This is a genomic window from Azospirillum brasilense (genome assembly GCF_022023855.1).
In the GTDB taxonomy this organism is placed as follows: domain Bacteria; phylum Pseudomonadota; class Alphaproteobacteria; order Azospirillales; family Azospirillaceae; genus Azospirillum; species Azospirillum brasilense_F.
The window spans coordinates 1100093-1124932 of sequence record NZ_CP059450.1 but is presented as its reverse complement, the minus strand read 5'-3'; the positions used below and the strand labels follow the sequence as shown (position 1 = coordinate 1124932).

The 24840-nt window shown below is 62.0% G+C and carries 29 protein-coding genes; 25 read left to right on the top strand and 4 right to left on the bottom strand.

All coding sequences use genetic code 11. The features are described 5' to 3' along the window. Positions 1-89 precede the first annotated feature (89 nt). On the bottom strand, positions 90-257 hold the full coding sequence (locus tag H1Q64_RS18455) for a hypothetical protein (protein ID WP_237905050.1): 168 nt from the start codon (positions 255-257) through the stop codon (positions 90-92). 388 nt (positions 258-645) lie between these two features. Between H1Q64_RS18455 and H1Q64_RS18450 the strand changes: the two genes are divergently transcribed. The 17 genes from H1Q64_RS18450 (at position 646) to H1Q64_RS18370 (ending at position 15074) form a co-directional block, all read left to right on the top strand. Next, the gene (locus tag H1Q64_RS18450) at positions 646-1146 is read left to right on the top strand and encodes a hypothetical protein (RefSeq protein WP_237905049.1); all 501 of its coding nucleotides are present in this window, start codon (positions 646-648) and stop codon (positions 1144-1146) included. Positions 1147-1148: 2 nt separating this feature from the next. Next, positions 1149-1880 (top strand): hypothetical protein, encoded by a 732-nt coding sequence (locus tag H1Q64_RS18445; protein ID WP_237905048.1) that lies wholly within the window; start codon positions 1149-1151, stop codon positions 1878-1880. Positions 1881-1938: 58 nt separating this feature from the next. Beyond that, entirely contained in the window at positions 1939-3972 is a 2034-nt protein-coding gene (locus H1Q64_RS18440) for a phage terminase large subunit family protein (protein ID WP_237905047.1), read from the top strand. Further along, on the top strand, positions 3969-4208 hold the full coding sequence (locus H1Q64_RS18435; RefSeq protein ID WP_237905046.1) for a hypothetical protein: 240 nt from the start codon (positions 3969-3971) through the stop codon (positions 4206-4208). The genes H1Q64_RS18440 and H1Q64_RS18435 overlap by 4 nt, the downstream gene beginning before the upstream one ends. A 3-nt stretch (positions 4209-4211) precedes the next feature. Next, positions 4212-4844, top strand: a complete 633-nt coding sequence (locus H1Q64_RS18430) for a phage portal protein (RefSeq protein ID WP_237905045.1) — start codon at positions 4212-4214, stop codon at positions 4842-4844. 248 nt (positions 4845-5092) lie between these two features. After that, positions 5093-5341, top strand: coding sequence for a hypothetical protein (locus H1Q64_RS18425; protein ID WP_237905044.1), 249 nt, complete (start codon positions 5093-5095; stop codon positions 5339-5341). Continuing rightward, positions 5334-5495, top strand: a complete 162-nt coding sequence (locus H1Q64_RS18420) for a hypothetical protein (protein WP_237905043.1) — start codon at positions 5334-5336, stop codon at positions 5493-5495. Before H1Q64_RS18425 ends, H1Q64_RS18420 begins: the two co-directional genes overlap by 8 nt. Next, a complete protein-coding gene (locus H1Q64_RS18415; RefSeq protein WP_237905042.1) occupies positions 5492-5893 on the top strand; it encodes a hypothetical protein in 402 nt (133 codons plus the stop codon). The genes H1Q64_RS18420 and H1Q64_RS18415 overlap by 4 nt, the downstream gene beginning before the upstream one ends. Before the next feature lie 24 nt (positions 5894-5917). Next, the gene (locus tag H1Q64_RS18410; RefSeq protein WP_237905041.1) at positions 5918-6121 is read left to right on the top strand and encodes a hypothetical protein; all 204 of its coding nucleotides are present in this window, start codon (positions 5918-5920) and stop codon (positions 6119-6121) included. Beyond that, complete coding sequence (locus H1Q64_RS18405; RefSeq protein WP_237905040.1) at positions 6118-6729, top strand: hypothetical protein; 612 nt, start codon at positions 6118-6120, stop codon at positions 6727-6729. Before H1Q64_RS18410 ends, H1Q64_RS18405 begins: the two co-directional genes overlap by 4 nt. Next, entirely contained in the window at positions 6726-8000 is a 1275-nt protein-coding gene (locus H1Q64_RS18400) for an AAA family ATPase (RefSeq protein WP_237905039.1), read from the top strand. Before H1Q64_RS18405 ends, H1Q64_RS18400 begins: the two co-directional genes overlap by 4 nt. A 714-nt stretch (positions 8001-8714) precedes the next feature. Next, positions 8715-9200, top strand: a complete 486-nt coding sequence (locus H1Q64_RS18395) for a MerR family transcriptional regulator (protein ID WP_237905038.1) — start codon at positions 8715-8717, stop codon at positions 9198-9200. After that, a complete protein-coding gene (locus H1Q64_RS18390; RefSeq protein WP_237905037.1) occupies positions 9184-11028 on the top strand; it encodes a prohead protease/major capsid protein fusion protein in 1845 nt (614 codons plus the stop codon). Before H1Q64_RS18395 ends, H1Q64_RS18390 begins: the two co-directional genes overlap by 17 nt. 261 nt (positions 11029-11289) lie before the next feature. After that, positions 11290-11970, top strand: a complete 681-nt coding sequence (locus H1Q64_RS18385; protein WP_237905036.1) for a hypothetical protein — start codon at positions 11290-11292, stop codon at positions 11968-11970. 181 nt (positions 11971-12151) lie between these two features. Then, the gene (locus tag H1Q64_RS18380) at positions 12152-12343 is read left to right on the top strand and encodes a capsid cement protein (RefSeq protein WP_237905035.1); all 192 of its coding nucleotides are present in this window, start codon (positions 12152-12154) and stop codon (positions 12341-12343) included. Between the two features lie 73 nt (positions 12344-12416). Further along, positions 12417-12731 (top strand): hypothetical protein, encoded by a 315-nt coding sequence (locus tag H1Q64_RS18375; protein WP_237905034.1) that lies wholly within the window; start codon positions 12417-12419, stop codon positions 12729-12731. 825 nt (positions 12732-13556) lie between these two features. Beyond that, positions 13557-15074 (top strand): hypothetical protein, encoded by a 1518-nt coding sequence (locus tag H1Q64_RS18370; protein WP_237905033.1) that lies wholly within the window; start codon positions 13557-13559, stop codon positions 15072-15074. Positions 15075-15288: 214 nt separating this feature from the next. On the opposite strand, the gene H1Q64_RS18365 is transcribed toward H1Q64_RS18370, so the two are convergent. The 3 genes from H1Q64_RS18365 to H1Q64_RS18355 form a co-directional block, all read right to left on the bottom strand. Then, positions 15289-15987, bottom strand: a complete 699-nt coding sequence (locus H1Q64_RS18365) for a hypothetical protein (protein ID WP_237905032.1) — start codon at positions 15985-15987, stop codon at positions 15289-15291. Positions 15988-16258: 271 nt separating this feature from the next. Continuing rightward, positions 16259-17155 (bottom strand): hypothetical protein, encoded by an 897-nt coding sequence (locus H1Q64_RS18360; RefSeq protein ID WP_237905031.1) that lies wholly within the window; start codon positions 17153-17155, stop codon positions 16259-16261. Between the two features lie 34 nt (positions 17156-17189). Beyond that, entirely contained in the window at positions 17190-17381 is a 192-nt protein-coding gene (locus H1Q64_RS18355; protein WP_419468833.1) for a transcriptional regulator, read from the bottom strand. Positions 17382-17585: 204 nt separating this feature from the next. Between H1Q64_RS18355 and H1Q64_RS18350 the strand changes: the two genes are divergently transcribed. From H1Q64_RS18350 to H1Q64_RS18315, 8 genes are all read left to right on the top strand, one after another. After that, complete coding sequence (locus tag H1Q64_RS18350) at positions 17586-18341, top strand: hypothetical protein (protein WP_237905030.1); 756 nt, start codon at positions 17586-17588, stop codon at positions 18339-18341. Continuing rightward, positions 18334-18723: an HNH endonuclease gene (locus H1Q64_RS18345; protein WP_237905029.1), complete on the top strand. Its 390-nt coding sequence runs from the start codon at positions 18334-18336 to the stop codon at positions 18721-18723. Before H1Q64_RS18350 ends, H1Q64_RS18345 begins: the two co-directional genes overlap by 8 nt. A gap of 14 nt (positions 18724-18737) precedes the next feature. Continuing rightward, positions 18738-19706, top strand: a complete 969-nt coding sequence (locus H1Q64_RS18340; RefSeq protein ID WP_237905028.1) for a helix-turn-helix transcriptional regulator — start codon at positions 18738-18740, stop codon at positions 19704-19706. Positions 19707-19823: 117 nt separating this feature from the next. Next, positions 19824-21011 (top strand): tyrosine-type recombinase/integrase, encoded by a 1188-nt coding sequence (locus H1Q64_RS18335; RefSeq protein ID WP_237905027.1) that lies wholly within the window; start codon positions 19824-19826, stop codon positions 21009-21011. A gap of 29 nt (positions 21012-21040) precedes the next feature. Further along, positions 21041-22054 carry a phage portal protein gene (locus H1Q64_RS18330; RefSeq protein ID WP_269145374.1) on the top strand — a complete coding sequence of 338 codons (1014 nt, stop codon included), beginning with the start codon at positions 21041-21043 and terminating at the stop codon, positions 22052-22054. Positions 22055-22064: 10 nt separating this feature from the next. Beyond that, entirely contained in the window at positions 22065-24197 is a 2133-nt protein-coding gene (locus tag H1Q64_RS18325) for a prohead protease/major capsid protein fusion protein (RefSeq protein ID WP_237905025.1), read from the top strand. A 62-nt stretch (positions 24198-24259) separates the two neighbouring features. Beyond that, positions 24260-24604 carry a DUF2190 family protein gene (locus H1Q64_RS18320; RefSeq protein ID WP_237905024.1) on the top strand — a complete coding sequence of 115 codons (345 nt, stop codon included), beginning with the start codon at positions 24260-24262 and terminating at the stop codon, positions 24602-24604. Positions 24605-24653: 49 nt separating this feature from the next. After that, positions 24654-24833: a hypothetical protein gene (locus H1Q64_RS18315; RefSeq protein ID WP_237905023.1), complete on the top strand. Its 180-nt coding sequence runs from the start codon at positions 24654-24656 to the stop codon at positions 24831-24833. The last annotated feature ends 7 nt before the right edge of the window (positions 24834-24840 follow it).

Sequence of the window (24840 nt, the reverse complement as noted above, 5' to 3'; positions counted from 1 at the left end):
TCTGGTGACCAGTTCACCCAGGTCGGCGACGTCGCCCCTCGCTGTTGGCCCTGGTGCCCAGCTCCTCCACCCCTACCGTCACCGCAGGATCAACGCCCATGCGCCTCTCCGCCGTGGATGCCTTCACTCGTCCTGCGCTCCGCTGGGGTGCTGGTGGAGAGCTGCAGCGCGGCGTCGGGGTGCTGACGGGGCTGTGTGGGGTGGATGGAGTGCGTGCGATGGCGCTGGTGGGTAGCGGGCATGGTCTCAGAACGCATCCAGCGCGCTCCTGGCGCGTTCCTAGACGTGTCCGGGTCCTTCCAGGGGCAAAAGACCCGGGGGCAGCACCGGCCCCATGTCGCGAGGATTTTCCGGCTCTGGTTTCAATGAAACCGCCGCGTTTCCGAACCGCCGCCCGCGTGAACAACGGCGTGTAACCGTTTGGCAACAGTGGCAAATCCGCCACTGAGCCCACGCCCCAAGAGTTTCCAGCCTTTCCAGTTTCCACCCGCCTGCAGCCACGGGCGGCGAGTTTCCCGGCAGCCACCGGGAAGGACGCGACCGAACGGTTTCCCCGATCTTCATCGGGTCCGGCGGTCGCCTTTGCGTGACCCCCTGATCCGCGTCCGGGGCGTGGCTGCGCCGGACCCGATGGAGACCATCCCCATGTCCACCTCCGAGTTCACCCACAGCTTCTTCGGGCGCCCCGTGATGGCGGTGCTGAACCTGCTTGGCCTGCGCCGGGCCGCCGCCTGGGTGCATGACGTCGCCCTGCCGGTTCTGGTCGAGCCCGTCGCCGAGCCGACCGCCGAACAGCACCCCACCATCTTCTCCTGCCAGATCCTCGACCTTCAGGACGGGCGGGTTCGACACGGGCAAGCTGGCGGTGTTCATCGTTCCGGCGACGCGGGCATGGAGGGCGGCACGATGATCGAAGCTATGCCCCCTCTGGTCAGCGCCTCCGGCGCCGGCGTCTGCTTGAAGCTGGCGTTCCACGGGCATGAGATCAGCATCCTCTGCGACGACAGTTGCGGCGCGTTCGACACCCTGCGGCGTGTCGAGGTGCGGGTGTTCCGTGGCGAGCAGGACGTGACGGAGGCGCTGGGCGGCCCGTGGCATGATGCCGACGAGCTGTTCGCCGTCATGAAGGCCCTGGCCGAAACCTGACCATGGCCCGCGAACGGCCCCAGACCAGCGCGAAGGAGTTCATCGATCGCTTCAACGCGCTGGGGATCGTCGGTGACGATGGCCAGCCGGTGACGGTGACGAAGGGCACCGTGTCCAAGCTGGTCAACGGGCAGGAGATGCCGCTGCTCGGCGTGACCTTCACCGTCACCATGCGCTGGCTGGCGGACAACACGGACCCGACCAAGCCGAAGTCGAAGCTGGGGCGGGCGGCGGAACTGTATCTGGAGGGGCAGGGCGAGCAGGCCCCGGTAAAGGCCAAAGCCCGGCCAGCCGCTCCACAACAATCCGAGCCGCAGCCCAAGCGCCACGAGCCGTCGGCGATGGCGGCGGGTGACGATCAGGACGACGAACCACTGCCGGGCTTCGAAGAGTTGCGGGCACAGATGGCTGCGGTTGGCATCCGGATCACCGGTTCATCGGTCGGGCACCGTGAATGGCAGGCGTTTCGGGAGGCGAAGAAGGGCCTGCGCGAGGCAGTGCAGCTCGACACCGACATGAAGGCGGTGGTGCTGGTAGAGGACGTGGCGGTCGAGACGGCGAAGACCATGAGCGCCATCGCCAAGCTGCTGGACAATCTGCCATCGGGCATTGCGAAGGAGGTCGCCCTTCTTCTCGGCGCGCCGGATCGCGCCGCTGAGGTCGAGCAGGTGATCCGGCGCGAAATCCAGAACAAGAAGCGCGATACGGTGGAGGCGGTCCGTGCTGACGCTTGACCGGTCGAAATTCTACAGCCCCGGTCTGGCCGAGTTGCGCCGTAGGCTGACCGAGACGGTGGCCCTGATCTTCGAGCCGAAGCCGTTCATGTCTCTTTCGGAGTGGGCGGTTGAGTTCGCCAGCCTGTCGCCGGAAAGCACGTCGAAGCATGGCGAGTTCACGCCGTTCGGTTACCAGTACGGCATGCTCGACGTCATGACGGACCCGACGGTAAAGCGCATTGCCTTCAAGAAGTCGGCGCGCACCGGCGGGACGATGTGCCTCAACATGGCGGTCGGCTACTTCATCCACTGGAAGCCAAGTCCAATCCTGTTCTACGGCCCTCGCGAAGACGACGTGCTGCGACACTCCCACAAGGAGGTCAGGCCAATGCTTCGCGACGTGGAGGTTCTGGCCAAGCTGCTGACGGCGGAGCGGGCGAAGGATGGAACCCAGACCATCCTGCGCAAGACCTTCAGGAACGGCGCCAGCCTGGAGATGCTGGGCGCCCAGACGCCAGACAACTTCCGCGCCCACACCGCCCGGCTTGTGGTGGGGGACGAGATAAACGCATGGCCGGTCCTGAAGGCGGGCAGCCAGATCGACCTTGCCCACAAGCGCACCGAGACGTTCTGGGATTCTCTGGAAGCCTACGTTTCGACGCCGACCGACAAGGGGGCCAGCCGCATCGGCTCCCTCTATGAGCAGTCGGACCAGCGGCGTTGCTTCGTGCCGTGCCCACATTGTTCGGAGGCTGCCGGCCATCCCACCGGGTTCCAGGTGCTGGAGTGGGGAAGCCGCGACACGCCGCACGGCATCAAATGGGACAAGGACGAACACGGCAACGTCGTCACCGGCTCCGTTCGGTATGTGTGCAGGCACTGCCTTCAGCCGATCCATGAAGGCATGAAGGCGTGGATGGACCGGCACGCCGAATGGCGCCAGACAGCGGATTTCGTGTGCTGCGGCGAAAGGCAAACCCCTGAACTGTGGAGCGCGCCGCGGCATGGGTGCCGCCGGTCGGTGTGCACGCGCTGCGGCCAGGATTCGCCCTTCAACGGCATGGCCGGCATCGCGATCAACACGCTCTACAGCATGCAGGACAAGGCGAGTTGGTCGGCGCTGGTGGCTGACTGGAACGTCCAGTGCCGGACACAGGAAGGCCGCAAGGCGTTCTGGAACGAAACGCTGGGCGAGGATTGGGAAGAGGTTGGCGACCGGCCCCTGGACGCCGAGGCGCTGTTGCGCCGCCGCGAGGTCTACGAGGCGGTGATTCCCGACGGCGTGGCGGTGCTGGTGGCCGGGATCGACCGCCAGACGGATCGTATCGAAATCAGCGTCTGGGGGTATGGCCGCGACGAAGAGGCATGGCTGATCGAGCATCACGTCATCATGGGCGACCCGGCTTTCGCGGAGGTCTACGAGAAGCTGGACGCCTACCTGCTGCGGACCTGGGCCAAGCGGAACGGGACGGAGATGCAGGTGCGCGCGGCCTGCATGGACACGCAGGGCGGTTTCGGCACGCAGGTCGCCTACCGGTTTTGTCAGGACCGCGGACGCCGCAACGTGTGGGGCATTCGCGGCGAAGGCTCGAAGGATGGGAAGCGGGGGCCGGTCTGGCCCCCTGCCGGCAACCTGCGCAAGCGCCGCCGCACCGGTTATGCGCCGGTGCAAATCAACGTCAACTCGGCCAAGGACACGATCCGCGCCCGGCTCAGCAAGGACAAGCCGGGCGCCGAGTTCGTCCACTTTCCGGCCAACACGGAACTCGGCTTCTTCCACCAGCTTTTGGCGGAGACGACCCGGCGCCAATACATCGGCGGCTTGTGGGTCAGCAAATGGGAGAAGAAGACGGCGGACGCGGCGAACGAAGCGCTCGATTGCGCGGTCTACGCCTACGCTGCCTTCTGCGGTCTGGTCCACCACGGGCTGAAGATCAACGCCGAGGCGACGGCCATTGGTGCGGTCGCTTCCCGAGAAATGAAGCTCGCGGCTGGTGAAGTGGTGGTGGTGGAGCGGGCCGAGCCCGATCAAGCGCAAGCGGACTCGCCGCCCGCTCCGAAGATCCGCCCGAGTTCCTGGCGCACCCCGAACATGAGGCCACGCCGATGAGCAGCTTCACCCAAGCCGACCTCGATGCCGTTGAACGGGCCATCGTGGACCTCTCAACTGACCCGTTCGCGCGTCCTGTCCGCGTTCGCGGCGCGGATGGGTCTGAGAACGAGTTCAGCCGCGTCACCCTGCCGGAACTGCGCGCCCTGCGCGACCAGATCGCGGCGGCGGTGGCTGGCCAGCAGCGCACGAACCGTCGCTGCACCACCGTGGCCCGCTTCAGCCGGGGATTCTGACCCATGCGCATGAACCCGCTCGACCGCGCCATTGCCTTCGTGTCGCCGCGGGCCGCGCTGCGCCGCGTCCAGGCCCGGGCCGCGCTGGAGATGACGGTCCGGACCTACGAGGCGGTATCGGCGGCGCGGGCGAATGGTCGGCGCGCGCCGGCTACCGGTCCGAACTCGGAACTGCGCGGCGGGGCCTTCCTCCGGCGCCTGTCGCGCGAAGCGGTGCGGAACGCCCACCCGGCCCGGTCGGCGGTGTCGAAACTGGTGACCAACATCGTCGGCACCGGGATCATGCCGCGCGCCGCCACTGGCAATGAGAAGCTGGACAAGGCGCTGAACGACGGCTTTGCGCAGTGGTCGCGCGAATGCCTCGCTGGGACGCGGGGCGGGAACTTCGTGACCCTCCAGGTGCTGGCCGGCCGCTCGATGGTGGAGGGCGGAGAAACCCTAACCCGACGCCGGGCACGGCAGGCTCGGGATGGGTTGTACGTTCCCGTCCAGGCGGAGCTGATGGAGCCCGATCTGCTGGACGAGCAGAAGACCGTCGCGCTCGACAACGGTTACATCTTCCAGGGCGTGGAATTCAGCCCGACCGACACCCCGCGAGCCTACTGGCTGTTCGATGCTCACCCAGGCCAACCCTGATATTATCGTTTATAAACAATAAGTTAGGCCCTCTCGGACCCGTCCGGAGGGCCTTTTTCACATGCGACAAGGCCATTCGCCAAAAACCAAGGCGATACAAGGCGTTACGGCGCGCCCACGCGACAACGGCGCGACATGGACGCGACATGGATGCGACAAGAGACGGCCCCTCGAACGGGGCATTTTGACCAGGGTTGGGCGCCCGAAATCCGGCCCCTCCCACACGACCCTCACCACGGAGAAGTATCATGAGCGCACAGCCGTCCGCTGAGGCGGGCACCCTCGTTTGGGGCTTGGGCAACATCGCCAAGCACCTGGGCATCACGAAGCGGCAGGCCCATTACCAGCACGAAAAGGGCAACCTGCCGACCTTCAAGCCGCCCGGCACGAACAAGATCGCCGCGCGCCGGGAAAGCCTCGATGAGTTGGTGAAGGGGTGGGAGGTTGCCGGCCGGACCGACGGCGCCGGCGCCGAGAAGGACCCCGGCCATGAGTGATCCACTGGTGCGGGTGTCCGGTCTATCGCTCCTCGACGGGGAACCGGACGAGCAGGGGCGCTTGCTCCTCGCGCGCCTCGACGTGCTGGGGAAGGGGTGGGAAGCAGTCACCCTCGCCGAAGGCCCCGCCGGCCGCGGAGGTGACGAGCGATGAGCACACCTCCGAACCACACTGGCGCTGTCTACGGATACCCGGTGCGCTTCCTGCGCCTGCCGTTGGAGCCGGGCCAGCGCCGACGCCGCGGCGAGCTGGTGCCCCTCTGTGTCGTGCATGACGACTTGGTGACGGCGCTGGACGTCCGGCCGGCTGCCGCCTTCGTCCTGAGGCGTGCCTTGGCAATGCACACCGGGTGCGGCTGGGGCACGGTCAAGATCGGCCGGCGGAGCTGCGGGGCGCCGCAAGTTGACCTCGCTCGCTGGCTCGTGGAGTCGGCGCTGGCGCTCGGCTTCGTTGGTAGGCGTGCGCTCGCCGACTACGACCGCGCCGCTGCAGAGGCTGAAGCGGCGTTGGGCGCCTGTCCTGACGCCGCGACGCAGAACCTCCGTCAATAACGGTCACTCTCGGGGGCTTGCGGCATGAGCAACGTTCACAGCTTCCATCTTCACGTCCTGAGCGTGCGCCTCGACCAGCGCCGCCCAACCGTGCACCAACAGCTTCTCGGCCTGGCTGCCGACCTGAGGGCGCTTTCTCTTCAGGAGCCCGACCCGGCGGAGTTGGCGGCGCTTGCCACCTGGGCGGAGCTGATCGCCGGCCGCGTCGAGCGGGAGGGGCTTCGATGATCGACCTCTATGCCGAGTTCGGCGCGGCGCTCGCATGCATGCCAATCAGCGATGCCGGGCATTTGGGGACGTGGTTTGCCGGGCGCGGTTTGACGGCGCGCAAGCGTCACCAAGTCGGTGGGATCGGGATCACCCGCGCCACGCTGTTCCAGTCAACCAAGAGCTGGGAACCGCATCCCGACGGCGCGCGCGTGCTGGTCATCCCGGCCTGGGCGGGCGCGGCCTACACCGGCTACTGCATGGCCCACTTTTCCGAATTGGTCGACTTGATCGCATGGAAGCCATCTGATCCCACCGCGCTTTACCAGCGCACAGGCGTGGCGGTGATGCTGGGCGTCCTGGGTTTGAAGGTCGCGCGGCGCAACGGCTTTCCCTTCCGCTTGCATGGCACGGCCGAAGGCTTCGTTCGTGGCGGTGGCGAGCGCGACGGCGACAACTTCGCCGGCGTGCTGCTGGACGAGGCACAGGCCTGGGCGAAGCTGGGCACGCTGTCACAAATCATCTTCGATGACGTGGAGCAAGGACTCCATGTCAAGGCGCTACTGGAGGCGCAACGGCTGGCGCTGCCCGAATTGCGCGTGCAGATCGAGGCGGAGGGCACAGCATGACGACACTCGGCCTCGACGAAGCGAAGCGCCGGAAAGCTCCGCGCCGGGGCCAGAGCACACCGAATCCGGATGGCTATCTTCCGGAGCTGCATGGTCAGCGGGTTTCCGACTGGCAGGGGCAGGACATTCCAGAGCGGGGATGGATCGCCGACGACTGGATACCCCGCCACCAAGTTACGTTGCTGATGGGGGATTCCGGCATTGGAAAGACGACCGTCGCCCTTCAGCTCGGCGCGGCGGTGGTGCTGGGAGAGCGTTGGCTTGGAGCGGAGACAACGCGCTCGCCTGTGCTCGCGGTCTTGTGTGAGGACGAGCCCGATGAAAACATGCGCCGGATGCGCGATGTGGCCGCGTTGTACGGAGTCCAGTTCGAGGATCTTGCCGACTTCGAAATCATCGTCCCGGAAGACGATGACGACCAGTGTGAGGATACAAGCCTTATGGCCTTCGACCAGTACACGGGGGAAGGCAATACGAGCATGTATTATTTCCGCATCCTGCGGCGCGCGCAGAAGATCAAGGCGCAACTGATCATCCTCGACACGCTGGCCGATTTCTTCAGCGGAAACGAGAACGTGCGGCGACACGTCTTCCAATTCATGACGCTCGCCAAGCGCCTCGCGCGGGCCATCGACGGAGCTGTCGTGATCTGTGGGCACCCGTCGCGCGCTGGCCTTTTGCAGGGCACGGGCGAAAGCGGTTCGACCCACTGGAAAGCGCGGGCGCGGTCATTCCTCCACCTGGAAAGGGCGAAGGACGAGGACGGAGAGCCGAGCACCACGCACCGCATTCTGACGCGCCTGAAGTCCAACTATGCGCCGTCTGGCGAATCGATCCGCCTGGGGTGGCAGCGTGGCGCCTACGTTCCCGAGGGTGGCGGGATGGACTTCGTGGACCGGCTGGACGCGAACGCACGCCGCCGGGCGGTGGAGGAGGCGTTCCTCCAGGCCCTCGCGACCATCCTGGGGCGGGGCTACGAACCATCGCACCGCATCGAGGCGCGCTCATTGTACGCCCCCAAGCTTGCGGCCGACCTGCCCGAAATGCGGGCCTACGGTGTGCGCGAGATTGAGGCCGCCATGCGCTCGCTGATGGCATCTGGGGAGCTGGTCTTGGGCGAGACCGCCGGGCCACCAAGCCGCCGGAAAAAGATCATCGTTCCGAAGGGGTATGCGGACGGGGCAAGGGCCTCAGGCTCCGACCCTACGGACACCTTCGAACAGTCTGCGCAGGGGGGTTCGGACACCCCTACGGACACTACGAACAGGTAAGCTAAGCCATTGATTCCGTTATGTTCACATACACCCCTACGGACACTACGGACAGGGTTAGTAAGTCTTTGATTTCGTTCACTTCAAACAGGTTCCTACACACCCCTCTCCTCCTAACGGAGGAGTAAGACACCGCCTCCGCATGGCGGTGTCTTACCTGCCAACATCCGGAAAGCTGGAATGACCCAACGAAACGTCATTGCCCTGACCGAACCTGTGAACCGTCGTTGCCCGAAGCACAGGCGGCCGGGCTCGACGGTGCGTGGTGTCATGCTCGCGCCGGGGGATCATCGGTGATTGCCTGGGATGGGCGATGCCGCCCGCCAGTCGCTCGCTGGTGAGCGGGAGCTTGGCGGCTGCCTGCTGAGCCAACCACAGCGCAGAGCCACGCCAGCGGTCACCGGAGGCGCGCGGAAGGGGTATCCAGGGCTCGAGACAGCGTGCGGGTCCTTCCGGGAGGGCAAAGGCCCGGGGGCAGCCCCCGCCCCATGTCGCGAGGATTTTCCGGCCCTGAATTCATGGAAACCGCAGAGTTTCGAAACCGCCGGCCGATGACAACCCCTTGACCTTGCATGTGAAACAACCCGTGCGCCACGGCGTGGCGGTTTCCTGTGCCTCGGTTTCCTAGCGAAAACAAAAAACAGTTTCGTTGACCCGCTTTTTCAAAAGCGTTACGTCTGAACCAGATTAGGACTCCAGACCTGAGGAGATGACATGGACCCGACCCAGACTTTCACCGCTGGACAGGTCGAAGACCTGACCGGCCTTTCCTCTGAAACTTTGCGCGTCTGGCGCCGTCGCGGCTTCATCCCGCCGAATCCCGGCGGCGGATGGGCGCGGTACACCTTCGGCTCCGTTGTCCTGATCGGCGTCCTTCAGGACCTGACCGCGAACCACCGCCTCGACGTCAGTGAGGCGTATGACAAGTTCGTCAGAGGCGCTGGGGGGATTTACATCCGCGAAGCGGCGGAAGCGGCGCTGAACGGCCAGCCCGACATGTGGGTGGTTCTCCTGACCGGCGACGTGGACGAGCACGGCGGACGGGCCTGGACCGTCACGACGACCGACAACCCGGCGACGGTCTTCACCGGCATGCAGTCGCCGCGCAGCGTCGTGGCGGTGAACGTCGGCGATATCGCCCGCAAGGTCCTGGCCCGCGTCGAGCGGCTGGAGGGCGACGACAATGACGACGCCGAGTAACGAACCGGCCGGCGCTGTCAGCACGCGGGCCGCGTCGCTGGCGCCGTCCACCTTGAACGCCGACCGGCGCGAGGTGGAGGTAACCGCTTCATCCGGCGCCGACGTGCGGCGCGTGGGCATGCGGCCGGATGCGACTTGGGGCGCTTGGAGGGAGCGCCTCGACGTTGCCGGGGTGGATCTCTCCCGGTTCACCGGCGCGTCCGTACTTCGCGACCATCGGCCGTCCACCGATGCCGTTGTCGGTTCGGTTCTCAGCGCGCGGAAGTCCGGCGGAGAACTCCGCGCCATGCTGACCTTCGATACGACCGACGCGGGCGAGCTGGCGTTTCAGCAGGTTCAGCAGGGCTCAATCCGCCAAGTCTCGCTGGGCTACTTCGTGCAGGAATGGGCCGCTGGCCCTTCTGACGACATCGCCGAACCGCTGTTCATCGCGCGGCGCTGGCAGCCCGTCGAAATCTCCATCGTCGCAATCGGCGCCGATCCTGCGGCGCGCACCCGAAGTGTAGAGGGAATCACCATGACCACCCAGACCCCCCCGGCGCCGCAGCACCAGCCCGCTCCCGCCACGGACAGCCGTGCGGAGCTGCTCGACCACATTCTGTCGCGGGCGACCTGCCCGCAGCTCGCGCTTCCGCCCGACATGGTTCAGCGCGCGGCGGCGGACCCGAGCATGACGATCCAGCGCTTCAACGAGATGGTGGTCGATCACGTCGCCGCCAAACCGTCGAACCAGCGCAACATCAACCCGCACATTCAGATGTACGACAGCCACGATGATCCCGTGACGACGCGGGCGTTCATGGCCGAGGCCCTGGCCGCGCGCTTGGCGCCCGGCCTGGTCAAGCCGGGCGACCGGGCGCGGGAATATATGGGCTGCTCGGCCATGGGCATGGTCGGCGAGCTGCTGGCCGCGCGCGGCGAGAACGTGAACCGGCTGAACCACAAGGAGATGATGAAGCGGGTTCACACCACCAGCGACTTTCCGCTGTTGCTGGAAAGCGCGGCGAACAAGGTGCTCCTGGCGCAGTACGCCGCGGCCGCGCCGACGTATCGGCTGTGGGCGGCCCGGCGCGGCTTCAACGACTTCAAGCCGGCGAAGTTCCTGCGTGTGGGTGACTTCCCGAGCCTCAAGCCCATGGCCGAGGTTGGCGAACTGAAGTACGGCACGATGAGCGAGAACCGGGAAACCGTGTCGGCGAAGGAATACGCCAGCGGCATCATCTTGAGCCGGCAGACCCTGGTAAACGACGACCTGGGCGCGCTGGGTGATTACGCCATGATGATTGGCGTTCGCACCGCCGCGGACGAAAATCGCATGGTGTATGGGCTTCTCAACAGCAACCCGACGCTCGCCGACGGCAAGGCCCTGTTCCATGCCGCGCACGGAAACCTCGCCGCCGGCGCGGCGATCAACGTGGAGAGCATCGGGAAGGCCGTGGCGTTGCTGCGGAAGCAGAAGAGCCTCGACGATATCCCGCTCAACCTCGCCCCGCGCTTCCTTGTGGTCGGTCCGGACGGCGAGCTGGCCGGGCGCCAGCTCCTGGCCGCCATCGTCGCGAACCAGTCCAGCGCCGTGAATCCCTGGGCCGGACTGATGGAGCTGGTGGTGGATGCGAACATCGAAGGCACGGCGTGGCACCTGTTCGCCGACCCGTCGCTCTGCCCGTCGATCGTGTTCGGCTACGTCGGCGACGCGGAAGGGCCGCAGATCCTCACCGAAGCCGACTTCGATACGCAGGCGGTGAAAGTCCGCGCCTCCATCGACTTTGGCTATGGCGCCATCGACCACCGCGGCGCGGTCAAGAATCCGGGCGCCCCCGCAAGCTAAGGGGGGCGCCGACCATACGCGCGGCGATTCTCTGAGGGCCAGCGGCCGGCCCGATACCGGAAAGCTCCCTCCCTGCCGCGCGCCGATCCTTCGGGGGCGGACGTTATGTGGGACAAGGGAGCGAGGCCGAAGGGAGGGGGCGGGACTGAGGTTCCGCCCTTTTCATCTCTCCTCGCGCCGCTAACGCACAACCAACCTTGTGAATTTTCATAATTTGATATCAGACATAGGAGGATCTGTTCAGATGGAGAGAGGACTGATATGTACATTATTCGTGCATTAGGAAGAATGATTGGAATTTCTTGGGAAATATGCCGCGCTATCATAAGCATTTCATGGGATTTATCCCTGACTGTGTCTAGTTTATTATCAATGAAATTTGCAGATGATGTAATAAAAATCCTAATTCGCATTTATAGTGCTATGGCAGCCATTTGTTTTGCATTTGCTGCATCTGCTGCGCCCTACCTTTACGTAAACGATTATGCTGCCCGATGTGGTTCGCGCCAAATCATGACATTATCATGGCTAAATTTCATAAGCGTCGGGTCAATGCTTTCTCTTCTAACTTTTGCTTACTTTATTAAGCATGAGAATTATATTAATGTTGAAGAAAAAAGAAAGTTAATTAAAGGCCTGGAGATTAAATTGAGATCTGATGACGAGAGGGAAGCTTTGATAACGTTGAGTAAGATATCCATGAACGAAGGTCTTTTGAGGGATCACGAGAGGAGCGTGAATAAATATAAGCTCCTGAAAGGGAGTGTTTTGGCTGTAGCCATTTTTATGTCATCCAAGTCATTTGGTCTTGTTAATGATCTGATGATAAGCCCCCCTAAAATGCCATCAGCCGAGCGATGTGAGTCGTGGGTCGGTGAGCCGCCCCCGGATCGTCCAGCTCCGATAATTGTTATATTGGACCGGAACCTCGATCCGACTTGATGGGACCATGTAGGATGGGAGGGAGCTGAAAAGCTCAATGTGCTCATTCCAACCTTCTGCGGAGCTTCTGTGAGGGGAGGGAGGTTACTGGAAAGCGGGGCACGGCCGGCGGCCTCCTAATTCGGCGTGGCCGGCGCTGCTGCCATCGAAGGGGGCCGCCTTCACCCTCGCCACCAAGGGCGTGTTCATCCTGCCGAAGAAGCCGGCCGCCGTGGTCGCCGCGGGCGGCCGGGTGAGCTGGGACAACACCGCGCACCAGTGCGACGCGCCTGGCGCCGGGCTCTACCCGGTGGGCGTGGCTGTGGCCGCCGCCGGCAACGGGGCTGGCACCGTGACGGTGCGGCTGGACGGTGTGAGTACCGCAGCGGCCTGACCTGGGTGGAAGCGTCTGAACCTGGAGCCGGCCGGCGCGTCATGCCCGGCCGGCTTTTCTATGCGAGGTGACCATGAGCAAGCCTGAATCGTCGTGCCCGGCCGTCGAGGTGCTGGACTTTCGCCTGTCGGACGGGACCGGGCAGACGCTGGCCGTTGCCGTCGTTCAGGTGGGGCCGGTGGAGGTCCGTAACGTTCGGGTGACCAACCGGGACGGGCGCCTGTTCGTGCGGCTGCCGGGCACCCTCATGAAGAAGCGGCTGAAGCCGGCTGTCAGCCTCGATGAGCTGGTGTTTCTGGAGCTGCGCGAAGCGGTGCTGGCAGAGTACCGGGTGGCGACCGGGGCGGACCCGTGGGGCGATGTACGATCGGCATCGAGGCCACCTTGATCGAGGCCACCCTTGCGAGTCGGCTGGGAGTTGAGTGCGCGACCACTCCAAGCTAGTATCCTGCCAGTGGCTAATGAGCCTATCCGGCACCCCAAACCGGGGTGAACCGAAATGGGCGAAACCAGTCGGAAAGATCGTTCCGACTTTCGGAAAGACATTTCCGGTTAGTCTTGTCCCATCTCAGATTGATTTGTGTGATTGTTGACTTCGCCCAAGGCTGAACGTCACGATGTGCCTGTCCAGCACCTTGCTGCGACAGCCTTCTGGCCGATACAGCCAGAACTCAATGAAGGGAGGCCGGCTAGAGGGGCGCGGACGGGCGGTGAAGTGGTCACCGCCCCGCCGCTCTTTGGAGAGAAGAAGATGAAGGATTTCTTCAGCCTCCTGATCCTGGCTCTGGAGATCATCAAGCGGTTGCTTGACCTGCTGAGCTAAGATCGGGTCTGGAGGGCGGGGGTGGCAGCCCCCGTCCTCCTCTTTCCAATCGTATTTCGTCACATGTGACGTTTCAAGCCCAGCATCCTGCGAATCTTCGGAGTGACGGTTGCACGGCGCACAGCCGGCTATGGCCGTGGGCCGCATCATGGCCGGCGATACCGGCCCCAGCATCTACAGCACCGAGGAACGCCGTGACGGGCTTTTGTTGGTGTGAGGGCAGTTGGTTGTGTCTGCTGCTATGGCTACGCGTTTGGGAATATGAACTTTTTGGGCTATGATGAGGCTCATTTGTCCGTGGCGAGTTAGCTGCGGATATACTGCCATTAGGTCTTTGGAGGCGTTGTGGTTACAAATAAAGAAAAATATGAAGAGAAGCGACTGACATCCATGTCTGTGATGTTGAACGAAGAGTATATTTTTTCTTTCTCGCGTGATAAGAGTGCAGCATCTGGTGTATTGAGTAGTATTTTTTTTAGGATTGAGGAGATTGTCAAAGAAAATGGTGGAACCGCATTAAAAACCAATGACAACAAACGTTTGTTTGTTTTTGGTGATAAAAAGCTATCAATAAACCATTCTGCGTCAGCATGTAAGTCCGCCGTCGAAATAGTCAAAGCAGTGAGAGGTATTGGTGGGTTTCCAGAATTTAATGAGGATTTTCGTAGGGTTTACCATCGTATTATTGGCAGAAAAGAAAGCGTTGTCTCGATTGGAGTGTCTAGCGGTTTGTTGTATGTTGAGTATGAGAAAGATGAGCGCTACCCTATCAAAAAAATTAGAGGAGAAGCGATCAATAGATCAAAGCAAATCGCGGAGTATTTTGATGGCCCTTATGCTGCTGTTGTAGATGCTAGCGTAATTTCAGAGTTTAGTGAAGAGTATGAGCGTTCTGGATCGATACATCAAAGTTTTGACTTTGTGGAAATTTCAAGTATTCCATCGGTTGGGTTGCGATTGAGAGGTCCTTTTTTTGGGTTAGATCATAGGCTCTTGCCTTCAAGGCGGAAACCAGAAGGCGATCTATTGCCGCCTGAAAGCGCAGTGCCAGAGCAACTGGGTTTCGGCCTGAACTTTGGAGGTGATGTCGACAAACCAATTGCGATAATTGAAAATTCTGCATTTGGTGTTGTTGATAATGAAGATCAGCGGCAGAGTTACGAAGACATAAAGCAAAAGTGTTTTGATATTTCAGAAGATTGTGGATCAAGGAATCAACTAAGCAAATTGCGATCGTGTGCATTAAAACTTGTAAATTCTATGGGAGATCATCTTCAAGATCTAAAAATTAGAGCATTCTGGTCGCAAATGAACAGCTTAAGGCGTCAGCTTGAAGCCGATGAGCGATCGCGACTTAGCGCAGACCCCGATTATCCTCCGCTTCCCGAAAACATTGCTGCATCGCTTGGCGACCTCGTTGATACTCTCAACGTCTTTTCTGCGCACGAACCAAAGTTAATTGAACTTGATGAGCTAAAGCGTGACCCCGCTGAAAGACTTGCAAGCGATGCGTCGATAAACGCTGCCCTAAAAGTAACAGATGGAGCTTTTTCTGACCCACAAGTCGTATCGCAAGATGCAGCGGATAGCCTTAAGCAAGTCGCTGACGATACAAATGGCGACACACCCGCGTCTAGTAGGGCGAAAGAGTTTTTGGTTAAATCAACTAGAAACCTTGCCTTAGAGTTAATAAGGCGCGGCTACAAGCTGGTAAAAAGTGAAGCTGGCATGGTTGGCAAGGGCGTACGTGAAGGCGCCTATCGCATGGCTGGCGGTTTGTGTGGAATGTATGGCGCGGCTCATTTCGTATTGGCATATGAGCAACAGATTAGAGTTCTTGTAAATACGTTAGGAGGAAATCCAACTCTTCATAAGATTATTGATTTGATTGTCAAGTTTGCGGCCTGATGTTTGTGAGCCGACAGACAAGCGCATTCATCCGAAACTGAACCGATGCCCCGACCGGCGCCACCGCCCCGCCGCCGGCCATCTCGAAGGGCAGGGGTGGTCGGCGCCGACTGCCCCGATCCCATCGGGGCACTCACCCGCCGGCCTGGAGCTGCTCACCTGCATGGTGATGATCGCCACGCAGTTCGCCAGAAAATGCGCTCCTAAACGCTATCTATGGGCATGGTCCATCCCAGACTTCAGTGGCTACGAGGTGTGCCTGCACATCGCCAGCTCGTCCTGCCGTATTTGGCCTTCTCGCGTAGAATACTTGTGTCACTCGATGATCTGAGCTAAAAGTCGTTCTTATATTGCTCATAGTCCCGCCAATCTCATGGTTGGGCACAAGGTGTGCTGTTGCTGCAATCAGACGCCAACCAGGTGTGGGAATTATATGGGCTTGTGTGTCGGGGCCATCGCTACAACAGTCGTTTCCGTCAATATGAGACCGTGCAACTTGACCTTCGACTGTTCTTGGTTGTCGGTCTTCGGGAAGATTTTTGCAAACAATATCACAACTATCTATGAGGCTGCTCTGCATCTTAATGGCAATGTCATGCTTACAGTCAATTGATTTTGATATTAATTGAGCAACATCATTTTGAGCAGGGCCGCTTGTTATCTGTCTTTCGTAATCGGCATTAATTTTTAAGCCTAGGTTCGTTAGCTTTGCGATAAAGCCTTTTAAGCTTAATTCGCCAAAAGCAGAGAGTTTTTCTTTTTTTGAGTCAAGAGCTCCTGGGGAGCACAACCTTTCCACATGCTCCTTTATCACGTCCAGCGCAACAGCGCATGGCTTGCTCTGTGCTTGCGACGTCATGCACACGCCTGTTATTGCAATGACCACGATGTTTGCTGTGCGATACATGCTCATGATCAGTTCGCTCCCAATTGGTGGGGTAACAGGATGCGATTAGAACAAAAGCAACTGGAGAAATGAAAGAGCTTGTCGCCTTCTGTCGGAAGGATTCCTTGGTAGCCCCTCCGCTTTAGGCGCGCTGGCCGGCGCGCTGGTGCCCGACATAAAGAAGCCCGCCGGGTCTCCTGCGGCGGGCTTCTTCGTGAACTGGTCTACGCTTTGTTCGTGGTTGTGTTTTGCGGAAAGGATCGAGCGGATGATGCTGCTGTATAAGCCAGTTTATGCGCTACCGGCGCAACTCAGAGACCTCAGGCGGCATGGTCGGCTGATCATCCGTTACTTTCGACGTTACCGCCATGGTTCTATCAACGGCCGCCAATATTTTTGCCGCTTGCCCAACGCTCCTTTCATCATGGGCAGTGCTTTCAAGTCCAGATACAAGCTCCGTAAGCAGTTTTTCCTCTAATTCATCAATTAAAAGGGAGAGGCAATCAATTCCGTACTTTTCGATTACAGTGGCCTGATGAGGAAGTGCTGCTTTAATTAGATCAAGTAAGGGCTTTTGGTCAGAGAACATCTCTCTTCCAAGTCCGCCCTTCATAGCGATTACCTGAGCCGCCACATAGCCAAGGATGCTGCGGTAGGCGGAAAACAAAGCCCAAGCAATCGGGCTGATGAACAGGCGCGCTTTGTCTGGCTCTCCGTGGTAACGAAAGTTCTTGGTTCCAGATGATTCGTATAGCATCTCAGCGAACTGACGCATGCTGTGTCCTTCGCTATTGTTCTGTGCCGCTAAATCTATCATCTTGGTCATCTGAAGCTGTGATGTAATCTTAACCAATCCCTTCCCTGGTCCATAATCAATTACGCTTGACCACAGTTTTTCGGAGGCTTCAATTCTCCTTTTGTCAAGTTCTGAGTTTCGGTTAGCCATCCCAGACAAGGCGCCACTTCTAAGAGCTAGAATTTGCTCGTCTCGCCGCCTTAATTCACTCTTTGTGTTCTCTTCCTTTTTCCTAATATCGAATTTTATTTTCTCCAACTCGGCGTCGTACTTGTGCTTGATGCTGTTCTCAATCTTGGCTTTGTAAGCCGTTCCCACGGCATATCCAATTGCAGCAAGCACCGTCGATGAAGAAATTGCGGGGAACCAAGCAGATGACAACCAATCCGTCCAAGGCATTGCTTAAGCCTTCCATGATAATATGCGTTCAATATTAGCCGGATTGCTTTGCGTTCCGCAGCCGCGCCCCCGCTCCCCCGTCGCCCTGGTAGGGACCTTCCGGGATGAACTCGACGCCGGCCCCCTCCAGGGCGGTCCGCATGGCGGCAATCGTCCGCTCCCGTACGACCTCGCCACGCTTGAAGCGGCCGATGGTGTCCAGCGACACGGAAGCGGCTTTTGCCAAATCGCGAGTTCCCCAGCCGACCGCGGCGAGGGCCATTTCAAGCTGTACAGGGAGCATGTCAGATCACGGATACGATTTCTGTTGAACCAGTGCCGAGGCAGAGATACCGTATCAGTGATCCGATAGCGGATCAAGCGGCCGAGCCGAGAGTTCGCACCTCCCGACCCGGCCTGACCACAACCCGACCTGAGTGGAGATCGGATCATGGCTGATTCCGTCAATACCACACCTTTGCCCGGCGCCGGCCGCCGGAAATCTGGTGGCGCCCTGGTGCCGACCAAGCCCGCCGACCTGCCGCCCCTGACCCCGGACCAGTTGAACGACCAAGACGGGGAGCCGCGGGTCTCGGACGTGATCCTGGCCGAGCGGTTGGGGTTCGTTCAGCCGCGCGACATTCGCAAGCTGATCGAGCGGAACCGGGCGGAGCTTGAGACCTATGGGGAGGTTTGCGCCACCGTGGCGCAAACCACCGAGAAGGGCGGCCGCCCCGGCAAAGCCTACTACCTGAACGAAGGCCAAGCGCTGGTCATCTGCGCCCTGTCCCGCACCCCGCAAGCCGCCCTGGTGCGCCGGCAGATCATCGAGGTGTTCTTGGCTTACAGGCGGGGCAAGCTCGCCTCGCCCGAGGGGGCCGCTCTGGCTGCCCTGGCTGCCGAGGTGGGCCGGCTGGCCGCGGTGGTGGGGGAGCTGGTGGCGGGTGCCGCCAAGCCCGTCCAGATCGCCGCGGAGAAGCCGAAGGCGCTGACCGGGAGCAAGGTCCGCATTCGCGCGACCGAGCCGGGCGACCTGCTGTACGGCATGAAGGCGATTGCCAACGCGCTGAAGATCACGAAGCGGCAGGCGTACCACCTCCACCAAGAGGGCCGCATCCCGACCATCAAGATCGGCCCGAGGCGGATCGGCGCCCGGCGCAACGAGCTGTCGGCGTGGCTGGCCGGGCAGGAGGTGATCAATGCTTGAGTCGACCGTCTGTCCGACCCCCAAGCACCTTGACCGCGTGAAGGCGCTGCGCCGCGCGATGGAAGGCGTGTCCCAACCGGCCCTTCTGCACCAGCTCCAGGCGGGCCGGTGCTTCTACTGCGACAAGCCCCTCAGCTCCGCCAGCCACGCGCCCAATCAGCCCGACGGCTGGACCATTGATCACGTCATTCCGCAGACCTTCGGCGGTGCCCGGTTCTTCGGAAACAAGGTGCTGAGTTGCGCGGCTTGCAACGGCTCGAAGGCGAATCGGCTCCCGACCGATCTGGAGCTTGCCGCCGTTCGCCAGCTCTGGGCCGCGGTGCTGATCATCAACCCCGGTGCGGCGCCGCTGCGCGCCCGCCCGGCCAGCGCCACGCACTGAGGGAGGGATGGACCATGACACCCAACCACCCCTCCAACGCCGACCCGGTTGTCGGAATGTGCGACCGCTTGGCGGCCCTGGATCGAGCGTCCAGCGCGGCTTACCAGCACGCCAGCGCGCGGCACGATGAGCTGATGGGGAAGGGCGCTTCCCTGAAGGCCATCAACGCGGATGAGGAATACGCCGCCCGCAACGCCGCCTATGAACGGCTTGCGGCGGACGAGGACGAACAGCGCGCCGCGATACTGGCGACCCCGGCCAGCACCGCGGCGGGCGTGCTGGCGAAGCTGGAGCGGTGGGACGCCACCGACCGGGAGTTCGGCACCCCGGACATGGCGCTTTCGGCTCTGGCGGATCTGCGCGCCCTGGTGACGGTTCCACCCCCTCCTCACGTGCAGACTCTGGCCGCCGCTCTGGACTGCCTCGCTTTCGGTGTGGCTGTCCTGGGGGCTGACCTGACGGTCAGGCATCGGAACGCGGCCATGGCGGAATTGATCGAGGTGGGCGACGGGTTCTGCCTCGATGGGCAAGGCCGGATCGGAGCTGTCGGCGATGATGATCACGCCGTGCTGCTGCGGCTGGTGGCTGCGGCCTGCGCGGGCACCCTCACCGGGCCGGCTACCGCCTGCGTTCGCGGCGCCGTGCCGGACCGCTGGCCCATCGCCCACACCGTGGCGGTGGCGAGCGGCCCCGGCGGGACCGCTGTTGTGGTGGTCGCTTCGGCGTTGATCGATGCCGGCGAGGTTTCCGCCGTCCTGCAACGGGACTTCGGCCTCACCCCAGCTGAAGCCGTCGTTGCCGGGAAGATCGGGAACGGCTTCACCAGCGATCAAGCATCCCAAGAACTCGGCAAAGCCGCCGGCACGGGGCGGGGGCAGGTGAAGTCGATCCTTCGCAAGTTGGATCGCGGACAGCTTGCCAACCGCGGCCAAGTCGGTCTCGCCCGCTGGGTGGGCGTGCTGAGTGCGATCACAAGGGCCTGACCGGTCCTGCCACACTGACGGGGTGCGCAATCCGCGCACCCACCCAACCACACCCGAACCGCGGCGTCGGCGCTGGGCATCCCCGGCGCCGCGCCCGTTCCAATCTGGAGAACCATCATGGCAAGCGTGCGCAAGCGCGAATGGACGCACAATGGCGAGACTAAAACCGCGTGGGTGTGTGAGTACACCGATGGCAAGGGAAAGCGCCATCGGAAGACCTTCGAGAAGAAGAAGGACGCCGACGCATATCGGACTCGCATGGAAGTGGAGAAAACGGATGGGTTCTCCGCTCATTCATCGCTGACCGTTAAGGATCTGGCTGGTCTATTTTTGAAGCATCTTGAGGATAAAGTTAAAGACAATCGAATTGGACTGAACCATCTAAGGGTTCATAAGCAGGGCGTCACTGTCTGCATCCTGCCGTATTTCGGAAAAATGAAGGTGTCGGACGTTAAATTCTCAGATGTTGAGGCGTTCAAATCATTCATCATAAAAAGCCGGAATTACTCTGCCCGATCGGTGAAGACGCGATTGTCAACGCTGCGGGCTATGGAAGAGTTTGCAAAAAAGAGAGGGATGGTTAAGGGGCAGGTGATATCAGAGGCGTGTAGGGAGTTGTCTCCTGTGGGGTGCGGCAAAATCGAAACTTTCACTCCAGAGCAAGTGCAAACACTGCTGACTGTTTCGTCTAAGCTTTATAGCGGCTGTAGCCCCAGGGTTAGGGATATGATGGAATGTTTTGTAAACATCTCTGCATTTTGTGGTCTGCGGCTTGGCGAAATCATGGGGCTAACTGTTAAGAACATCGACATTAACAAGAGGATTATTCATGTGAGGCACAGTCTTACTGATTTCGATTTATTGAAGGCGCCGAAGACGAAGTCTGGAATTAGGGATGTTCCGATGCCGGTGCGTGTTCGTGACTTGCTTCGCTCGTGGATCGAGCAACACTATGTCGAGAACGAGCGTGGTTTGATATTCCGGAACGAAACCGGCACGCAGGTAAGGCAACAGAACTTCCACAAGTGGTACTGGCCACGTCTGTTGGAACGAGCTGGGTTGAGGGTTCGAGGGCAAAAAAATCTGCATTTTCATGCGCTTAGGCACTTCGCCGCTAGCTGGATGGTTGAGCATGGACTGCCGTTACCCGAGGTGGCTGCGCTGTTGGGGCATAGCAAGTTCGACATGACCTTGCAGATCTACGTTCATCCCATCGTCAACGGCAGTCGGCGTCACGAAGCAATAGACCGAGCCGCCGGCGCGCTTCTCGCACTCACCGATGCGACAAATTCGCGACATGGCTAGCTAAGCCATTGAAGTAAAATCCCACTCGGGTGTTCGATGCGCACCCCGGCGACCGGTCGGCAATGGCAGCATCCCGCAGGATGGATTCCAAGCCCGTGCCGGCGAGCGACATCGCCCACCTCTTCGCCATGGAGCGGATCGGGCAGGCCCGTGGCGTGCCCTGGCTCTGCGCGGTGCTGCTGGCCATCTCTGAACTCGGTGATTACCGGCTGGCCGAGCAGACCCGCAAGAAGCTGGAGGCGAGCGTTGCCGCCTTCATCCTCCCCGGGGCCGGTGATGACGACGACAACAACGGGAGGCCGAGCGGCCTCACCGGGACGGCGGCCGAGCAGCCTGGTGCCTACGACGCCCACAACCAGCTGCTCGAAACGATTGAGCCCGGCACCATCGCCACGCTGCGCAATGGGCGGGACATCAGGTTCAACACACCGTCGCATAACCAGAGCTACCCGGACTACATCCGGGCCGAGTTGCAGCAGATCGCCTCGGGCGCGCTGATGACGTACGAGCTGCTGACCGGGGACCTGAGCAACACGAACTATTCGTCCATCCGGGCGGGGCGGAACGACTTCCGGGCGATGATCGAACAGCTTCAGTGGGCGTTCTTCATCCCGTTCCAGCTCGACCCGCTGTGGCGCTGGTACGTGGACGGGATGTTCGTTGCTGGCCGCATCCGGGAGAAGAACTACGGCGTCGAGTGGGACACGCCGCGGTTCATCTCCATCGACCCCTACAAGGACGCCCTGGCCGACCTGATCGAGATGCGCGCCGGCCTCAAGAGCCCCATCGCCGCCATCGGTGAGCGCGGCTACCACTGGAAGTCCGTACTGGCCGAGTTCCGCACCTACTTCGATGCGGTGGACGGCGAAGGGCTGGTGTTCGATTCCGATGCCCGGAAGGTCACCAAGTCCGGCTCAGCCAACAACCTGACGCCTCAGCAGATGGACGCTGCGGCTGATCGAATCCTGCGGGCGCTGGAAGCCGACGGCGATCCGGACGCACCGCGGCTCCGCGCGCTCTATCAGGCCGCGGTTAACTCCTGAAAGGACGAAAATGACCACACCGACCGAACAGGCGGCACCGGCCGGTGCCGTCGATCCTTCCACGCGCGTAGCCCCACCCGGTGAGCAGCGCTCCATGGATCTCGCCCCGAAGACATTCAACGCCGAGCAGCGTACCGTCGATGTTGTCGCCTCTTCCGGCGCTTCCGTTCGCCGGCGCGACTATTGGACCGGCGAGGAGTTCGATGAGCTGCTGGTGGTCAGCGCTGAGGCCGTTGACCTGACGCGGTGTGAGGCAGGCAGCGTGCCGGTCCTCAACAGGCACTGGACCTACGACATCTCGAACGTGCTCGGGACCTGCCTTGCGGGATGTGCGCAGTTCGAGGATGGCAAGCTCATCCTCACGCTGAAGTTCTCGGGACGGGATGAGGTCGCGCCGATCGTGTCCGACGTCGGCGAAGGGATCATCCGCAACGTCAGCGTCGGCTACCGGGTGCTGGCCTACGAGGTGGACGAGACCACCAGCCCGAAAACCCGCCGCATCACCAAGTGGGAGCTTTTGGAGGTGTCGCTGGTTCCGGTCGGGGCGGATGGCTTCGCTGGCACCCGATCCATGCCCGAGCACGTCCCGGCCTCGCCGCCTCCGAGCAATCCCATCCAGGCGGCCCCAGTCACCGTCAACGTCAACATTCCCGAATTCACCCGCGCGCCCGCCGCGCATTCCCCCACGGACAACCACATGGAGAACCGCATGTCCGTCATCACGGAGCAGCCGGCGGCCCCGCAGCCGTCGTCGATCACTGAGAACCGTGCCCAACCCACGCAGGGGCAGCCCGTCCAGACGCAGGCCGCTCCGACGGCCCCCGCTCCGCAGCCGGAGGCCGACCCCCTGGCCGCCATGCGCGCCGCCGAGGCGGATCGTATCGCCCACATCCAGAGCCGCGCCGCCTGCGCCCAGCTCGGCCTGCCGTCCGACATGATCGCCCGCGCGATCACCGAGGGCTGGAGCCTCGACGCCTTCAACCGGGCCGTGATCGATCATGTCGCCGCCCAGCCGTCCAACCAGCGCAACATCAACCCGCACGTCCAGGTCATCGCCGACGAGGGCGACACGCGCATCCGGGCGGCGACCACGGCGCTGCTGAACCGCTCCAACCCGGCCCGGCACAAGCTCGACGGGGCGGCGACCGAGTATCGCGGCATCAAGCTGCTGGATCTCGCTCGGGATGTACTGGAGTCCCACGGCACCAAGGTCCGTGGGATGTCGGGCAAGGACATCGCAAGGCGTGCCTTCCAGACGACTTCGGACTTCCCGGCCATCCTGAGCGGCGTGACCAACATCAGCCTGCGCGAAGGCTATGAGATGGCGCCCCGCACGTTCCTGCCCTGGGCGGCCCAGATGATGGCGACCGACTTCAAGGACCTGCATCTGGTCCAGTTCGGCGGCGGCGGCGTGCTGCCGAAGGTGAACGAGCAGGGGGAATTCGCCCGCGGCAAGCTGTATGAATCGAAGGAGAGCTTCCGCGTCCACACGTTCGGCGAAATCATCGGCATCACGCGGCAGGTGATCGTCAATGACCAGCTCGACGCCCTGACCCGCGTCCCGCGCGAGGCCGGTTATCGGGCTGCCGTCACCGAGAACTCCATCGTCTATGGAATCCTGCTGACGAACCCGGCGATGAGCGATGGCAAAACGCTCTTCCATGCCGGGCACGGCAACCTCTCCGCGTCAGGAACCGCTCTGTCGCTGGCCGGTCTTTCGAGTGGGCGTGAGGCCATGCGCAAGCAGAAGGCTCTCGACGGAAAGACCGTCATCAACACCACGCCGCGCCACCTGCTGGTGCCGGCGGCGCTGGAGACGAAAGCCGAGCAGCTCATCGTCGTCCGCAACACCCCGGCCAGCACCGAGCAGGCAGTGCCGGAGTTCTTCCGCTCCCTGAACCCGATCGTGGAGCCGCTGCTGGATGCCAGCAGCGCCACGGCTTGGTACCTGCTGGCGGATCCGGCTTCTTCCACGGCCTCCATCGCTTACGCCTACCTGGAAGGCGAGGAGGGGGTCTACTTGGAGGAGGAGCAGGGCTTCGACGTGGACGGCATGAAGATCAAGGTCCGCCACGACTTCGGCGCGGGTGCGATGGACTTCCGCGGCGCCTACAAGGATCCCGGCGCGGCTCCGTCCCCGTAACCGGCCTGACCAACGGCGGGGCGGCCCATGCGGTCGCCCCTTCTTTCTGAGGGAGACGCGCGATGCGCAATTTCATCAAGTCGGGCAAGAGCCTGGATTTCGTCGCTCCGACCGGCGGCGTCACGTCGGGTGATGGCTTTGTCGTGGGCAACTTCTTCGCCGTGGCGCATACCACTGCCCCCGAAGGGGAATCGGTATCCGGCCTCATGGAGGGGGTGGTCGAGCTTCCGAAGCGCCTTTCCCAGACCTTCGCCAGCGGCAGCGCGGTGTCCTGGGACGTGGCGGCCAAGCGTTGCGACGGCCCCGGCTCGGGCAAGTACCCCATCGGTGGCGCGGTCGAGGCAGCGGGCAACACCGCGTCCTCCGTCATCGTCCGCCTGAACGGCACCACCACCAGCGCGGCCTGATAGGGCAGCGCGGACAGAAGCCGCCTGTCCTGCTTCCGGAGCAATGCCCATGACCTATGGCGCCCAGCAGATGGCCGTCCAGTTTCGGGTTCTGGGCGCCCCGGCCCTCTACGCGCCCCTGACCGGTGACCCGATCCCGTGCCGGGCGATCCGCGCCACGCAGCCGCTGCGGTTCGGGACCATCGACCTGCCGGTCGAGGGGGCGTGCTTTGACCTTCTGAGCGCGTAGAAGTCAA

Bases quoted from the DNA above. Each gene is read 5' to 3' on its own strand.
- H1Q64_RS18455 (WP_237905050.1), bottom strand. From the start codon at position 257: ATGCGTTCTGAGACCATGCCCGCTACCCACCAGCGCCATCGCACGCAC.
- H1Q64_RS18450 (WP_237905049.1), top strand. From the start codon at position 646: ATGTCCACCTCCGAGTTCACCCACAGCTTCTTCGGGCGCCCCGTGATG.
- H1Q64_RS18445 (WP_237905048.1), top strand. From the start codon at position 1,149: ATGGCCCGCGAACGGCCCCAGACCAGCGCGAAGGAGTTCATCGATCGC.
- H1Q64_RS18435 (WP_237905046.1), top strand. From the start codon at position 3,969: ATGAGCAGCTTCACCCAAGCCGACCTCGATGCCGTTGAACGGGCCATC.
- H1Q64_RS18430 (WP_237905045.1), top strand. From the start codon at position 4,212: ATGCGCATGAACCCGCTCGACCGCGCCATTGCCTTCGTGTCGCCGCGG.
- H1Q64_RS18425 (WP_237905044.1), top strand. From the start codon at position 5,093: ATGAGCGCACAGCCGTCCGCTGAGGCGGGCACCCTCGTTTGGGGCTTG.
- H1Q64_RS18420 (WP_237905043.1), top strand. From the start codon at position 5,334: ATGAGTGATCCACTGGTGCGGGTGTCCGGTCTATCGCTCCTCGACGGG.
- H1Q64_RS18415 (WP_237905042.1), top strand. From the start codon at position 5,492: ATGAGCACACCTCCGAACCACACTGGCGCTGTCTACGGATACCCGGTG.
- H1Q64_RS18410 (WP_237905041.1), top strand. From the start codon at position 5,918: ATGAGCAACGTTCACAGCTTCCATCTTCACGTCCTGAGCGTGCGCCTC.
- H1Q64_RS18405 (WP_237905040.1), top strand. From the start codon at position 6,118: ATGATCGACCTCTATGCCGAGTTCGGCGCGGCGCTCGCATGCATGCCA.
- H1Q64_RS18400 (WP_237905039.1), top strand. From the start codon at position 6,726: ATGACGACACTCGGCCTCGACGAAGCGAAGCGCCGGAAAGCTCCGCGC.
- H1Q64_RS18395 (WP_237905038.1), top strand. From the start codon at position 8,715: ATGGACCCGACCCAGACTTTCACCGCTGGACAGGTCGAAGACCTGACC.
- H1Q64_RS18390 (WP_237905037.1), top strand. From the start codon at position 9,184: ATGACGACGCCGAGTAACGAACCGGCCGGCGCTGTCAGCACGCGGGCC.
- H1Q64_RS18385 (WP_237905036.1), top strand. From the start codon at position 11,290: ATGTACATTATTCGTGCATTAGGAAGAATGATTGGAATTTCTTGGGAA.
- H1Q64_RS18375 (WP_237905034.1), top strand. From the start codon at position 12,417: ATGAGCAAGCCTGAATCGTCGTGCCCGGCCGTCGAGGTGCTGGACTTT.
- H1Q64_RS18370 (WP_237905033.1), top strand. From the start codon at position 13,557: ATGTCTGTGATGTTGAACGAAGAGTATATTTTTTCTTTCTCGCGTGAT.
- H1Q64_RS18365 (WP_237905032.1), bottom strand. From the start codon at position 15,987: ATGAGCATGTATCGCACAGCAAACATCGTGGTCATTGCAATAACAGGC.
- H1Q64_RS18360 (WP_237905031.1), bottom strand. From the start codon at position 17,155: ATGCCTTGGACGGATTGGTTGTCATCTGCTTGGTTCCCCGCAATTTCT.
- H1Q64_RS18350 (WP_237905030.1), top strand. From the start codon at position 17,586: ATGGCTGATTCCGTCAATACCACACCTTTGCCCGGCGCCGGCCGCCGG.
- H1Q64_RS18345 (WP_237905029.1), top strand. From the start codon at position 18,334: ATGCTTGAGTCGACCGTCTGTCCGACCCCCAAGCACCTTGACCGCGTG.
- H1Q64_RS18340 (WP_237905028.1), top strand. From the start codon at position 18,738: ATGACACCCAACCACCCCTCCAACGCCGACCCGGTTGTCGGAATGTGC.
- H1Q64_RS18335 (WP_237905027.1), top strand. From the start codon at position 19,824: ATGGCAAGCGTGCGCAAGCGCGAATGGACGCACAATGGCGAGACTAAA.
- H1Q64_RS18325 (WP_237905025.1), top strand. From the start codon at position 22,065: ATGACCACACCGACCGAACAGGCGGCACCGGCCGGTGCCGTCGATCCT.
- H1Q64_RS18320 (WP_237905024.1), top strand. From the start codon at position 24,260: ATGCGCAATTTCATCAAGTCGGGCAAGAGCCTGGATTTCGTCGCTCCG.
- H1Q64_RS18315 (WP_237905023.1), top strand. From the start codon at position 24,654: ATGACCTATGGCGCCCAGCAGATGGCCGTCCAGTTTCGGGTTCTGGGC.